General features: G+C 70.4%; 12 protein-coding genes and 1 pseudogene. 5 read left to right on the forward strand and 8 right to left on the reverse strand.

What is annotated here, in order from left to right; translation table 11 throughout:
- Positions 1 to 103 precede the first annotated feature (103 nt).
- The 4 genes from OHT74_RS35405 to OHT74_RS35420 form a co-directional block, all read right to left on the reverse strand.
- The gene (locus OHT74_RS35405; protein WP_328622479.1) at positions 104 to 1,474 is read right to left on the reverse strand and encodes a chloride channel protein; all 1,371 of its coding nucleotides are present in this window, start codon (positions 1,472 to 1,474) and stop codon (positions 104 to 106) included.
- A gap of 58 nt (positions 1,475 to 1,532) precedes the next feature.
- On the reverse strand, positions 1,533 to 1,823 hold the full coding sequence (locus OHT74_RS35410) for an SHOCT domain-containing protein (RefSeq protein WP_266670415.1): 291 nt from the start codon (positions 1,821 to 1,823) through the stop codon (positions 1,533 to 1,535).
- A gap of 45 nt (positions 1,824 to 1,868) precedes the next feature.
- On the reverse strand, positions 1,869 to 2,351 hold the full coding sequence (locus tag OHT74_RS35415; RefSeq protein ID WP_328622480.1) for a DUF6325 family protein: 483 nt from the start codon (positions 2,349 to 2,351) through the stop codon (positions 1,869 to 1,871).
- Positions 2,352 to 2,518: 167 nt separating this feature from the next.
- The gene (locus OHT74_RS35420) at positions 2,519 to 3,211 is read right to left on the reverse strand and encodes a GAP family protein (RefSeq protein ID WP_328622481.1); all 693 of its coding nucleotides are present in this window, start codon (positions 3,209 to 3,211) and stop codon (positions 2,519 to 2,521) included.
- A 174-nt stretch (positions 3,212 to 3,385) separates the two neighbouring features.
- Between OHT74_RS35420 and OHT74_RS35425 the strand changes: the two genes are divergently transcribed.
- From OHT74_RS35425 to OHT74_RS35435, 3 genes are all read left to right on the forward strand, one after another.
- Positions 3,386 to 4,372: a YhjD/YihY/BrkB family envelope integrity protein gene (locus OHT74_RS35425; protein ID WP_328622482.1), complete on the forward strand. Its 987-nt coding sequence runs from the start codon at positions 3,386 to 3,388 to the stop codon at positions 4,370 to 4,372.
- Between the two features lie 98 nt (positions 4,373 to 4,470).
- Positions 4,471 to 5,892, forward strand: a complete 1,422-nt coding sequence (locus tag OHT74_RS35430) for a DUF2252 domain-containing protein (protein WP_266670444.1) — start codon at positions 4,471 to 4,473, stop codon at positions 5,890 to 5,892.
- A gap of 90 nt (positions 5,893 to 5,982) precedes the next feature.
- Positions 5,983 to 7,599 (forward strand): MFS transporter, encoded by a 1,617-nt coding sequence (locus OHT74_RS35435; RefSeq protein ID WP_328622483.1) that lies wholly within the window; start codon positions 5,983 to 5,985, stop codon positions 7,597 to 7,599.
- A gap of 15 nt (positions 7,600 to 7,614) precedes the next feature.
- Here the strand turns inward: OHT74_RS35435 and OHT74_RS35440 are convergent, their stop codons facing one another.
- On the reverse strand, positions 7,615 to 8,919 hold the full coding sequence (locus OHT74_RS35440) for a hypothetical protein (protein WP_328622484.1): 1,305 nt from the start codon (positions 8,917 to 8,919) through the stop codon (positions 7,615 to 7,617).
- 244 nt (positions 8,920 to 9,163) lie between these two features.
- On the opposite strand from OHT74_RS35440, the gene OHT74_RS35445 reads away from it, so the two are divergent.
- Complete coding sequence (locus OHT74_RS35445; RefSeq protein WP_266670449.1) at positions 9,164 to 9,565, forward strand: SHOCT domain-containing protein; 402 nt, start codon at positions 9,164 to 9,166, stop codon at positions 9,563 to 9,565.
- 75 nt (positions 9,566 to 9,640) lie between these two features.
- Here the strand turns inward: OHT74_RS35445 and OHT74_RS35450 are convergent, their stop codons facing one another.
- On the reverse strand, positions 9,641 to 10,600 hold the full coding sequence (locus OHT74_RS35450; protein WP_266673323.1) for a CPBP family intramembrane glutamic endopeptidase: 960 nt from the start codon (positions 10,598 to 10,600) through the stop codon (positions 9,641 to 9,643).
- Between the two features lie 248 nt (positions 10,601 to 10,848).
- Entirely contained in the window at positions 10,849 to 11,310 is a 462-nt protein-coding gene (locus tag OHT74_RS35455) for a hypothetical protein (protein WP_328622485.1), read from the reverse strand.
- 151 nt (positions 11,311 to 11,461) lie between these two features.
- Between OHT74_RS35455 and OHT74_RS35460 the strand changes: the two genes are divergently transcribed.
- Positions 11,462 to 11,635: a hypothetical protein gene (locus tag OHT74_RS35460; RefSeq protein ID WP_266670453.1), complete on the forward strand. Its 174-nt coding sequence runs from the start codon at positions 11,462 to 11,464 to the stop codon at positions 11,633 to 11,635.
- Positions 11,636 to 11,675: 40 nt separating this feature from the next.
- Here OHT74_RS35460 and OHT74_RS35465 read toward each other — a convergent pair.
- Positions 11,676 to 12,788, reverse strand: a pseudogene (locus tag OHT74_RS35465) (ATP-binding protein); the annotation flags it as partial.
- Positions 12,789 to 12,793 lie beyond the last annotated feature (5 nt).

The raw sequence follows: 12,793 nt of genomic DNA on the forward strand, positions 1-12,793 counted from the left end.
GCAGAGCCCGGTCCTGGCGGTTTTCCTCGATGAGCCCTCGGGCGGGACGGGCTCAGCGGTTCGGCGTACCTCCTCCCGCGCGACGGTACTTTGACGACAAGACCTAGGCGGCAGGAGCGGCCGGCCGGGATGTGCGGCCTACCGGCGGGATCTGCGGGCCGGGTGGCAGGAGCTCGGCGGTCACGAAGGCCACGACGGCGGAGAGGATCGCCACCGGGATCATCTCGGCGCTGCCCAGGACCAGGACCACGAGCAGCACGCTGCTGACCGGCAGACGCAACGCACTCACGGTGGCGGCGGCCATGCCGGCCGCCAGCCCGGGGCCGATGCCCAGGCCGGGCAGCGGCGAGCAGAGGACGCCTGCCGCGGCGCCGAGGAACAGGGACGGGAAGATGGGGCCGCCGCGCAGGCTGCCCAGGCACAGGGAGAAGGCGGCGCCCTTGCACAGGAGGACGGCGATCAGCGCGCCCACGCCCCAGGCCTGTGGATCTCCGGCCAGCTGGCCCAGCGTGGCCTGGCCCGAGGAGGCCACGTCCGCGGGAGAGCGGCCGGTGCCCAGGGCATAGGCGGCGGCGCAGACGCCGGCGGCGAGCGCGCAGAGCGCCGTGACGGTCAGGGGCCGTCTGGCGACGTGGACGGCCGTCAGCCGGCCGCCGTACTGGATCAGGTGCACGCCGACGGCGATGACCGCCGCGATGAGGATCGACCAGACCACGTCACCGACGTCCAGACGGGGGAACTGCGGGCCCGCCTTCAGCTTCAGATCGCCGGTCCCCAGACCGGTCCAGCGGCCGAAACCGGTGAACACGAGCGAGCCGATGCCGCTCGACAGCAGCGCGGGCAGCATGACGGCGAACAGTTGTGGCCCGCCCACGCCCACGACCTCCATGAGCAGCACCGCGCCGATCAGGGGATTGCCGAAGATGGTGGCGATCGCCGCAGCGGATCCGGCCGCGCCCAGCAGCGCGGTGCTCATGGGTGTCTCCGGAGTTCCGGTCAGGTGCCGCAGCGCGATGGCGAGTCCGCCGCCCAGCGCGATGAGCGGGGCCTCGGGGCCGAGCGTGGCGCCGAGCGGCAAGCTGAACACGGCCGCGAGGACCACTCCGGGCAGGGCTGCGGCCCCGGGACCGCCCGGGTGCAGGCCGGACGCGGGGATGTGCCCGCCCGCCCCGGGGAAACGGGTGACGATCTGCCCGACGCAGAGACCCGATATGAGCAGGAGCGGCAGGGGCCACCACCATGGCGGAGTGTTGTGGCCGAGGGCATGCGGGAGGTCCGCCCACACCAGACTCTCCAGTTTCTGGAGCCCGGCGAGGAACCAGAATGCGGCCAGCGAGACCGGGATGCCGATGAGCCCGCAGAACACCAGCGTCTTGAGGTATCCGGGAGTCCGGAGCAGCTCGCCGACCTTATGGGCCTCCGCGGGCCGCGACGGCGGCTGCGGACGCGGACTCGGCTGCGTCGGCTGCGTCATGGGGCCGTTCCTTCCCGTCCCCCGTCCCTCACCGGTGCGTCCGGTACAGGGTGCTCCGTCAGCCGAGGAGCCGACGCTTCTGCTCGGCGAATTCCTCCTCGGTCAGCACGCCCTGCTCCTTGAGGGTGCTGAGCTGCTTGAGCTGGTCGATCTTGGTGGTCATGTCGTCGGCGGCAGGGGCCGCAGCCGGGGCCGGCGGCGGGGGAGGGGGCGGCGGCGCGGCCTCGGCCTGTGGCGCCTCCTGCTGGGCCCACCGGCCGGCCTGCCGGCGGGACACCCGGTTGGACACGGCGGTGGCGGTGCCGGCGACGACGGCCGTGCGGGCGACTCCGCGAAGAAGTCCGGGCATGATGCTCATCTCCAGGGGTGCGGTGAAGCAGGGCTGCGGCCGTCCTCACTCGTCGCCAGGCGGTACCTCCATGGCCTCCAGCGAGGCGAGCAGCGCCTGCACGGGAATCCGGCCGGCGGCCACGAGCTGTGCACCTCCGCGCCGCAGTTCGCGGGCGAACGGCGCCGCCCACGTGTTCTCGTACACGATGATCCCCGCCGAGTTCCCGGGTTCCAGCGCGATGCCTGCGTCGTTGATGTCGCTCTGGTCCAGCAGGCCGGACGAGGCGCCTTCGAAGATCGAAAGGTCGACCTCGCTGCCGAGGTCGTTCAGCTCCACCGCCGTCACCGAGCCGTCCAGGTCCTTGCGGACGAAGACCAGGTCGAAGATGCGGATGATGCCGCGATCGACGAGATCGACGAGCATGGGGAGTCCCTTGCCCGTCATCCGGTTGCCCCGGAACTCGATCACGACGTAGTCCACGGGACCCATGTCGTCGATGTCGCCGATGTCGCCGAGCCCGCCTGATTCCTCGACCTCGCTGCTCATGGCTGCTCCTGTCGCGCTGGGGGAGGGAAGACGTCGCGTCGGCCGCTGATCCGCGGGCGGTGGGCTCCGGCACGCGGTGGGCAGGAGGGACGTCGCCTAAGCCCATTCCAGCACCGCGCACGCACCTCCGCACATCCGGAACGTCACCCGTTGAACGAGCCGATCGGTCACCCGGTCAGTTGGTAGATGCTCTTGCCGGTCAGCCACAGGCCGAGCGCCAGGCAGATGACGACGATCGCCTGCTGTGTGTGGCCCTCCAGCCAGCCGCGCAGGCGCATCAACCGGTCGTGCGCGACCTCGGGTGCGAACACGATGTACAGCTCGGCGGCCAGCAGGCTGGCGGTCGCGAGGAAACAGAAGCCGAACAGGGCCAGATAGGTGGACGTGTGCGAAGTGTTCGCTTCGAGCACGGTCGTCGCGCCCGCCGCGACCAAGCCCCACGGCTGGACGAGCACGGCCAGGCCCGCGGCCGCCCAGACAGAGCTCGAGTCCACGCGGGAGGCTGCGCCTTCGGAGGATCCGCCTTGCACGTCGCGGCCGAGCGGGGTGGTGGAGCCGGTCGGGGCGGTGCCCGCCTTCATGAGGAGGTGGCGATGGAGCCCGTAGAACACCAGCCCGAGTCCGATGACCAGTTTGGCCGCCACCCCCGCGATGCCGGGCGGGGAGCGCGGTGCCGGGGGCTGGCCGTCCGTCACGGTGAGTACGATCGCGATCACCGCGACGAGGCAGGCGAGCCAGGCCAGGATGAAGGCGAGGCCCTTCCACACGCCCCTGGCGGACGACACCACGAGCACGAACGCCATGATGGGCAGCGGATCGACGGTGATGGCCAGCGCGATGAGCAAGAGGTCGAGGACCATGGCGCCCCAATCGTGTGACGAGGCACGACACTACGCACGGGTCCGGGCCCCGACACCTTTTCGCGGCCGTTCGGTGGACGGGCGAAGCGCGGTCGGCCGGAGCCGTTCGAGATGCCGCTCCCGGCCGTGTCCTTCAATCTGGACGCACACGAAGGAGACCGTAATGACGACGACTTGTCCACCGGCCCTCGCGTCGGCGTCGAGCCGTCCGTCTCCCGCTGCGCCGACTGCCTCCCCGGTGTGCTGATGACCTCCGGCAGGAGCAAGCGCGCCGTCCTGCACTCCGAGTGGTGGCGAACCCGCTCGCGGCGGACGGCGGCCAAGGCCCGGCGGCTCCAGCGCCGGGCCGAGACCCGGTTTCCGGTGATCACCCACATCGCGGAGCGCATGGTGTCGGTGAACATCTTCGACTCCGCGACCCGCCTCGCCGCGCAGTGCTTCCTGACCGCCGTCCCCCTGGTCTTCGTCGTCGCGTCGGTCGCCCCGCAGGCCGTGCGGGAGCAGATGGCCGCATCGATCCGTGCGGTGTTCGGGCTCAACGGCGAGGCGAGCGACCAGCTGTCCGCGATCTTCCGCAGCTCCGACGCGGAGCTCCAGAACGCGGTGGGGGTGGTGGGCTCCCTGATGGTGCTGCTGTCCGCGACCGCCGTGAGCCGCGCCATGCAGCGGCTGTGCAAGCGGGCGTGGGAGATTCCACGCACCGGGGCGCGGATCGCGGTCTGGCGCTGGCTCGCGTGGATCGCCGCCTGGATAGGTCTGCTGGTCGTGCAGGAACCGGTGCGCAGCGGGTTCGGCGTCGGGCTCTGGCTGGGTGTCCCCCTCACGTTCGTCTTCCAGACGCTGGTGTGGTGGTGGACCCAGCACCTCCTGCTGGGCCGCCTCGTCGGCTGGATGCCCCTGCTGCCGGGTGCTCTGATCACTGCCGGCGCGATGACCGCCCTGTCGGTCACCGCCGGTTTCTACATGCCGCGCGCTCTCAACCGGGCGCTGAGCGAGTACGGTTCGGCCGGCTCGATCTTCGTCCTGCTGTCGTGGCTGATCGTGCTGTGCGTGGCCGTCGCGGGCGGTGTCACCGTGGGCGCCGTCCTGGCGCAGGAGCCGTACCTGGCCCGCCGGCTGAACAGTCCGGCGCCGAGCCCGCAGCGGACGGAGCAGGGCTGAGCTCCGGCGCTCCGGCCCCGCGTGGCGCCGTACGGCAGCGCGGTGCCAGGGGTGCCATGCTGGGCAGCAGGGGCCGAGTGGCCTGGAGGTCCGCAGCGATGGCAAAGCGTGCAGCAGAGACGGAGAACGGCATGCTCCGGCTGTCCGCCGTGGAGCGGGCCGAACGCGGCCGCGCTGCCCGGAGCAGGACGCCGCGCACCGGGCACGGGGAATTCGAGCCGTCCGCGCACCGGCAGGATCCCGTGGACATCCTCGAAGGGCAGTCGGCCGGCCGGGTGCCGGAGCTGGTGCCCATCCGCTACGGGCGCATGTCGGAGTCACCATTCCGCTTCTACCGGGGCGCCGCCGCCGTCATGGCCGCCGACTTGGCCCACACCCCGGACTCCGGCCTTCGGGTCCAACTGTGCGGCGATGCCCACATGTTGAACTACGGACTACTCGGCTCCCCGGAGCGGAATCTGCTGTTCGACGTCAACGATTTCGACGAGACGCTGCCCGGACCGTGGGAGTGGGACGTCAAGCGGCTGGCCGTGAGCCTGGCCATCGCCGGGCGGGAGAACGGGTTCACCGATATCGAGCGCGCTGAGATCGTCCAGTCCGCAGGCAGGTCCTACCGCGAGCAGATGCGCCGCTACGCCGCCATGCGCCACCTCGACGTCTGGTACGCGAGGGTCGACGCGGAGCAGCTCCAGACGCTGGGGGCGACCGAACTGCGCTCGCGCGGCCGCAAGCGGCTGGCCGAGACACTGGCCAAAGCACGCGGGCGCGACAGCCTGCAGGCGGCCGGGAAACTCACCGAGGTGGTCGCCGGGGAGCGCCGGTTCACGTCGACACCGCCCCTGGTCACACCGCTCACGGAGCTGCTGCCGGACAACGAGCGCAGCACGCTGGAGGAGCAGATCCGCGACATGGTCGAGCAGTACGGCCAGACCCTTCCTTCGGACCGGCGGCACCTGCTGCGGCAGTTCACCGTCGTCGACATGGCGCGCAAGGTGGTGGGCGTCGGCAGTGTGGGCACCCGGTGCTGGATCATTCTGCTCGTGGGTAGGGACGGCGACGACCCGTTGATCCTCCAGGCCAAGGAGGCCGGCGAGTCGGTCCTCGCCCCGTACGTCGGCGCAGGTGAGCATTCCATGCAGGGCGAGCGGGTGGTGGCCGGGCAGCGCCTGATGCAGGCAGCCAGTGACATCTTCCTGGGCTGGCATCGGGCCAAGGGCATCGACGGCCGCGAGCGGGACTTCTACGTACGGCAGTTGCGGGACTGGAAGGGGAGCATCGAACCGGAGCTCATGGCGCCGCGCGGCATGCGGGCGTTCGGCGACGTGTGCAGCGCCACCCTGGCCCGGGCCCACGCCCGGTCCGGCGACAGGATCGGCATCGCCACCTATCTCGGCAGCGGCGACGTTTTCGACCGGGCGCTGGTGCGGTTCGCGGAAACCTATGCCGACCTGAACGAGCGTGACCACCAGGCCCTGGTGGACGCGGTGGCCTCGGGCCGGGTGGCGGCGGAATCGGCGTGAACGTCGACGGGCGCCCCGCCTCTCTGCCAGTCGGCTGACCTGCCCGGCGAGGCGACACGTCGCCCGTCGTGACCGTGGGAGGCTCCGGTCATGACAGCCGAGGCACCCGCGGCCGGGAATGCGAAAGATGCGAGGCTCGTCCTGCTGACACTGGCGGCCGGGCAGTTCCTGATGGCCCTCGACAGCTCGGTCATGAACGTCTCGATCGCGACGGTGGCCGAAGACATCGGCACCACGGTGGCCGGCATGCAGGGCGCGATCACGGCCTACACCCTGGTCATGGCCATGCTCATGATCAGCGGTGGCAAGGTCGGCGCGCTCATCGGCCGCAGACGGGCGTTCACGATCGGCTGTGTCATCTACGGGTGCGGATCATTCACCACGTCGATCGCCCCGAACCTGGCGATCCTGATGTTCGGCTGGTCGTTCCTGGAAGGCGTGGGGGCGGCACTGATCCTGCCGGCGATCGTGGCGCTGGTCGCCTCGAACTTCTCTGTGGAGCGGCGGCCGGCCGCCTACGGCCTGATCGCAGCGGCGGCGGCGATCGCCATCGGGCTCGGGCCGCTCATCGGCGGTGTGGCGACCACGTTCTTCTCCTGGCGCTGGGTGTTCGCCGGGGAAGTCGTGGTCGTGCTGGTCATCCTGGTGCTCGCCCGCCGGGCGGCCGACGCGCCCCCCGAGCACAGACCGCGCATCGACCTTCTGGGCGCGGTCCTGTCCGCCGTGGGCATCGGGCTGTTCGTCTACGGTTTGCTGCGCACGAGTGAATGGGGCTGGTTCCTGCCCAAGGCCGGCGCACCGTCCTGGTTCGCCCTCTCACCCGTCGTCTGGCTGATGCTGGCCGGTGTTTTCCTCGTCTGGCTCTTCTTCCGCTGGGAGGAACGCCTTGTCGCACGAGGTACCGAACCGCTCGTGGATCCGGAGTTCCTGCACAACCGGCAGTTCACCGGTGGCCTGACGATGTTCCTCTTCCAGTACCTCGTACAGATGGGCGTGTTCTTCGTCGTCCCGCTCTACCTGTCCGTCGCGCTGGGCCTGTCCGCCGTCAAGACGGGCGTGCTGATCCTGCCGCTCTCCGTCTCGCTGCTGGCCACCGCGATCGGGATTCCCAAATTCCGTCCGGACGTCTCACCGCGGCGCGTGGTGAAGCTCGGGATCCTGGCGATGTTCGCCGGCGCCGTGGTCCTGCTGGCCGCCCTGGACGCGGATTCCGGTGCGGCCGTCGTCATCGTCCCGCTGCTGCTGATCGGACTGGGGATGGGGGCGCTGGCTTCCCAGCTCGGTGCGGTCACCGTCTCGGCCGTCCCGGACGAGCAGAGTGCCGAGGTCGGCGGAATCCAGAACACCGTCACGAACCTCGGCGCGTCGATCGGCACCGCCGTCGCGGGGTCGATCCTCATCACCGTACTGACCGCGTCGTTCCTCGCGACCATCGAGCAGAACCCGGCGATCCCGGCCGAGGTCACGAGCCAGGCGAACGTCCGACTCGCGGGAGGCGCTCCCTTCCTGTCGGACGCCCAGCTCACCGCCGCCCTCGACGAGGCCGGTGCGGAAACGGCGGTGACCCAGGCTGCACTCGACGCGAACGCCACCGCGCGGATCGACGGCCTGCGGGCCGCCCTCGCGATCCTCGCCCTGGCCTCACTGACGGCGCTGTTCTTCACCCAGCGCATCCCCGAGACCCAGCCCGGGTCGGCGCGCCCCTGATCCGCAAGAGAGGCCCTACGCGGGACGCGGTGGTTTTCCTCCGGGCGTCGCCGTGCTCCCGGCGTCCTCGGCGATGAAGTCCATCAGGGCAAGGGCGAAGAGGAGCACGAGGGCAATACCCAGGACGACCCAGCCGGTCGGATGCGGCCACAGGATGAAGGCGAGGACGGCTGCCGCCACCAGGATCCAGGTGATCCAGCCGCGGTGGCGACCGACGAACGAGCCGACCGGGCCGGTACGCAGGCCCGCCCGGTCGGCCGTGGCCCGGGTGGCCGCGATACCGGAATGCCACACCTCTCGGACCACCGTGGCATACCGCCCCGGCCCCGAGAGCCAGGCGGCGAGCGCGAGCAACAGGCCGAGGACCACGACCGTCCGGACGGTGATGCGCAGGAGGCGGATCATCGCGTCGTAGACGGCGCCGGCGGCCGGCTGGGAGACGGTGTCGGGGAGCGCGTTGAGATAGACCGTACGGAAGACCGTCAGGGCGATGCCCAGGATGAGCGCCGCGGCGGCGAAGCCGAGGGCGGACGCGATCAGGGTGCGGCGCCGGTGGGCGGAGAGCAGGACGCCCACGGCCGCGAGGATGACCGCGAGGATCGGCAGCCACAGGCCGAGGAGCTCGAGCAGCCGGAAGCCCGTCTTGACCCGGCCGATGTCGTCCGACCGGAGAACGGTGAAGTCGGTGTGGATCTCGGGGATCTTGCCGGCGACGCTGAGCCCGGCGTCCACGAGCTTGGTCTTCACCTGTTCGATGACCGGGGCGAGATCGAGGGTCACCGAGTCGTTCTTGATCTGCACGGCTCCCTCGTCGTTGCCGGTCAGCGCGCGTACGAGCGAGGTGTGGATCGCACGGTTCGCGCCGGTCCAGATCGTCTCGAAGGCATTCGACGCGACGACGTCCTGCGCCTTCTCGTGCACGAAGCTCCGGACGGCTCCCTCGAGCCCGTTGCCCAGCTTCCCCAGTGCCTTCTGCAGCAGCGGCCGTTGGTCAGGCGCCACGTCCTCGAGCAGGGAGGCAAGGTCGATGTGCTCCATGACCGCGCCCGTCACCCGGTTCGCGACGGCCGCCTGTACGTCGGGGTCGGAGGCGAGCGGGGCCACGGTGGCGACGTAGCGGTCGGTGTCGCCCACGATGTCCGACGTCCAGGCGGCGACGATGCCCAGTGGGGCCAGGACGCAGCCGATGACGATCAGCAGCGCTGACAGGAACGCGCGCACCCGGTGGTGGGGCGGCGGGCGCTTCGCGGCCTCGCTCTCCAGTGTGGCAACCCGGGCCCGCAGTGCGGCGAGCTCGCTCTGGCTTTCGTCGTCCGGCATGACAGCCCTCCTAGGGGTCGTATGCCACACAATCCCGGCCCGCTCGATCCGGCGAGTGGAGGTGACCCGACCGGGTGAGAGCCGTCGATGCGATCCGTGGCCTGCGGCGCGGCCCCCGAGCACGGCGGCCGCGCCGTTCGGTGAGGCACCGGGGAAGCCGTACGGGGCCGCTCGACATGCGGAAGGCGGTAGGCGAGCCAATACTGCTGATCGCGGGCATCGGGCCCGCCCGAAGGAGGCATCCGTGGACGACTACCCGGCACTCAGCATCTTCTGGTCCATGCTCTGGTTCTTCCTGTGGATCATGTGGCTGTTCCTGCTGTTCAAGATCATCACGGACATCTTCCGTGACCACGAAATGAGCGGCTGGGGCAAGGCGGGCTGGCTGATCTTCGTCATCGTGCTGCCCTTCCTCGGCGTACTGGTCTACGTCATCGCCCGCGGCAAGGGCATGACCCAGCGGGACGTCAAGCAGGCCAAGGACAACGAGGCCGCCTTGCAGGACTACATCCGCCAGACGGCAGGCACCCCTTCGGCGGGCGGAGCGGGTGGCGCGGACGAGCTGGCCAAGCTCGCCGAGCTGAAGGCCAAGGGCGCGCTCAGCGAAGAGGAGTTCCAGCAGGCCAAGGCGAAGCTGCTGGCCTGACGGCGCCCCGGACCGGCAGCGGCAGGTCGTCCCGGCCCCACAACGGTGTGGGGCTGCCGTCCGGTTCGAAGGCCGTCACCCACGGCCTCGCGCATTCCCTCGAAGGTCGTGGAAGGCGAAGGGTCGGGCGGGTCCGTGGGCGCGGCTATCAACGCCGTGCCGGGCGCTCAGTTTCGAGATCAGCAGGCAGTAGGCGGGTGCGCACACCAGCTCGAGGACGAGCGCCTGCCACGGGGCATCTGCTGCGGTTCCGGAATCGGCCAGTTGCCCCAGCGCGAGCGCAATGCCGTAGGACAGCACGTTGTTCGCCGTGTGGATCGCGATCACGGCCTCCAGTCCGCCCGTACGGATGACGAGCCAGCCCCACCACACCGCGGAGTAGAAGAGCAGCGCGAACCCCGACCATGCACCGAACCCGTGGGCGAGGGCGAAGAGCAACGAGGCGACGACGATCCCCGGCCAGGGTGACCGGAGAAACCCTCCGAAGAACTGGGCGAGCCAGCCGCGGAAGACGAATTCCTCGGCCGCGGCCTGGAAGGGGACCAGCACCAGGAACACCGCGAGGCCGAGCAGCAGCGGCAGCCATCCGGGGAATTCGCCGGAGAGGCTCTCCGGGCCGTCCTCGAACCAGCCCCAGAGCACGAGAATGCCCATCTGGAGGGCTATCAGGGGGAATGCCACGGCAGCACAGCGGGCGAGCCAGCGCCAGCGCAGCCGCCCCAGGACGGAAATCACCGTTCCGGCGGGCCGACGGCCACACGCACGGACCGCCAGCAGGACAACGGGAATGCCGACCGCCAGGCCCACGAGCCCCATGGCCTCGTCCGCCAGCGGGTCGGACAGCACCCGGTCACTGCCGTCGGGGGCGAGCTTCAGGCCCAGCGCGTGGCCGATTGCGATGCCGGCCACGGTGACGGCTATGAGGCCCACCGCCAGGAGGACCGTGACGAGGAGAACCTCGCCGAGACGCCCGAGTGCGCCCTGCCGCCCGTTCCTCGCCTGCTCGTGATACTCGGAACCGGCCGGCGCGGCCACGAGGGCAGGGGGCTGAACGTACCCGGCAGGGGGAGCGGGCCAGCCCTGCGGCGGGAGCCACGGGGCTGCGCCACCGGAAGGGCCGCCGCCTTCCCGTACCTGGGCGTTCGGGTCGGCGGCGCTGAGCCGGCCATCCGGATGGGGAGTGTCTGACACAGGTACGGCCCGCCTTCTTCCCGTTCGACTGTCTGCACACCCATTCGATCACGTGTACGCCGCACAGTCGGCCGACGGCGGCCGGACCCCGATCAGTTGATCGGCTGCCTGGCCTCCGCGCGGACCTTGACGGTGGCCCTGGCCGGCTGCTCGAGGTCGACGGAGGCGGGATCCTGCTCGGTGATCTCGGCGGTGACCACGGCGACGGAGGCACTCGTGTTCTCGTCCGCCCGGGCGCACATCGGCAGGGTGCTCGTGGCGCCGGCCGTCATCTTCCTGCGGCTGCCTGCCGGGTCCTTGAACTGGCCGTACATGCCCGAGAGGGCGAGGACCCCCGGCTCCTTCGGCGAGCCGGACGTGTACCGGGCGGTGGCGGGCTCCGGGTTGCGGACCTTGGAGTCGTAGCCGGTCCGGCTGCCGCTGCCCGGAGGCGGTCCCATCGGCGGCTGCCCCCAGCCTCCTTGGCCGTGGTACGGCTGCGGAGGGTAGGGCTGCCCGGGGTATCCCGACCCCGGGTACGCCTGCTGCTGCGGATGGGGCGGGGTCATGCTCATGCCCAAACGCTACGTCACCGTCTACGTGCATCCTCGTCCGGGTTGCGGGAATTCAGGTCCTACCGGCCGGTATGGGACCGTGTTCCGCCCAAGTTTGATAGGAGTTGGCGTAACCGGTGCGCCAGTGCGTCTGAGCGGGAAGGGCATGATCATGCTGGAGTTTCCCAAGCCGCGAGCCCTGGTGTGCCCGTACTGCCAGGCCGGCCCGAAGGACGGGACGGCCCGGACCCTGTCGGCGGAGGCCGGAATGCTGACGGTCACCTGGCACACCGCATCGTGCCCGCATTACGCGGCGGACCGCATCCTCGCCGACAAACGCATCTGACCCGCCGCCGGCCCTACGGTGCGTCCGAGTCGGAAGTGCGGGTGCGGGTGTGGGTGGCGTTGCGGATGATGGCTGCGGCCTCGGTCGGGTTGCGGTTCAGCCAGGCCGTGAGGTGTTCGTGCACGGCCTCCTGGACGTAGGTCCTCGCCGCCGTGCCGCCCAGCCTGGTTCTGGTCGCGCCTTCGAAGCAGGGGTCGTCGAGCTTGACCGAGATGACTGCCGTCAGGCCCCTGCCGAGGGCATCGCGGGTGAGGTCGTCGTCCGGCTCGGGCAGCAGTTGCTCCTGCCGGGCGTACGCGTTGAACGCCTCCGGAAGCGCGGTCCAGAAGCCCACCTCGTGGGTGCCGCCGTCATGCGTACGGATGCTGTTCGCGAAGGAGCGGACGCTCTCGCTGTCGGACGTGTCCCACTGCAGGGCGATCTCGACGGAGATCGCGCTGTCCTCGTCCTCCGCCACGATGGCGATGACGGTGGGGTGGATCGGTTCGCCCTTGCGGGAGTTGAGGTGGCTCACGAAGTCCCGGGTGCCTTGCTCGTAGGAGTGGCGGACCGTGCGGGTCGTGTCCCGCTCGTCGGTGAGGCAGAGGGCCAGGCCCTTGTTCAGGTAGGCCAATTCCCGGAAGCGGTGCGACAGTGTGGCGAACGAGAACTCCGTGGTCTCGAAGATGTCGGCGTCGGGCCAGAAGGTGATCGTGGTGCCGGTTCCGGTCGTTTCCTCGTGCCTGGCAGGCGGGGCGAGCGGGACGGCCCTCGCATACTCCTGCGTCCAGCGGAAGCCGTCGCGCCGGACCTCGACCTCGAGGCGGCTCGACAGCGCGTTGACCACGCAGATGCCTATGTCGTGAAGGGTGCAGGCGCGGAGTTCGGTCAGTACGGCCTCGATACCCGGCTTTCCGCTGGGCTCTTCCACTGCCACCGGGATGCCCCGGCCGTTGTCGACTACGCGCACGCCGCCGTCGGCCGTGATCGTGACATCGATGGTGTCGCCGTGGCCGGCCAGAGCCTCCGCCAGTGCGTGGCCGACGACCTCGTGGACCATGCGGTGCAGACCGCGCTCGCCGGTCGAACCTACAAACATGCCCGGCCGCCTGCGCACGGCTGCAAGGCCTTCCAGTACCTGGATGCAACTGGCGTCGTACGACGTCTCGTTCATGAAGG

This window comes from Streptomyces sp. NBC_00354 (assembly GCF_036106915.1).
Taxonomy (GTDB): Bacteria; Actinomycetota; Actinomycetes; order Streptomycetales; family Streptomycetaceae; genus Streptomyces.

Coding starts and splice junctions, on each gene's coding strand:
- OHT74_RS35405 (WP_328622479.1), bottom strand. CDS start 1,474: ATGACGCAGCCGACGCAGCCGAGTCCGCGTCCGCAGCCGCCGTCGCGG.
- OHT74_RS35410 (WP_266670415.1), bottom strand. CDS start 1,823: ATGCCCGGACTTCTTCGCGGAGTCGCCCGCACGGCCGTCGTCGCCGGC.
- OHT74_RS35415 (WP_328622480.1), bottom strand. CDS start 2,351: ATGAGCAGCGAGGTCGAGGAATCAGGCGGGCTCGGCGACATCGGCGAC.
- OHT74_RS35420 (WP_328622481.1), bottom strand. CDS start 3,211: ATGGTCCTCGACCTCTTGCTCATCGCGCTGGCCATCACCGTCGATCCG.
- OHT74_RS35430 (WP_266670444.1), top strand. CDS start 4,471: ATGGCAAAGCGTGCAGCAGAGACGGAGAACGGCATGCTCCGGCTGTCC.
- OHT74_RS35435 (WP_328622483.1), top strand. CDS start 5,983: ATGACAGCCGAGGCACCCGCGGCCGGGAATGCGAAAGATGCGAGGCTC.
- OHT74_RS35440 (WP_328622484.1), bottom strand. CDS start 8,919: ATGCCGGACGACGAAAGCCAGAGCGAGCTCGCCGCACTGCGGGCCCGG.
- OHT74_RS35455 (WP_328622485.1), bottom strand. CDS start 11,310: ATGAGCATGACCCCGCCCCATCCGCAGCAGCAGGCGTACCCGGGGTCG.
- OHT74_RS35460 (WP_266670453.1), top strand. CDS start 11,462: ATGCTGGAGTTTCCCAAGCCGCGAGCCCTGGTGTGCCCGTACTGCCAG.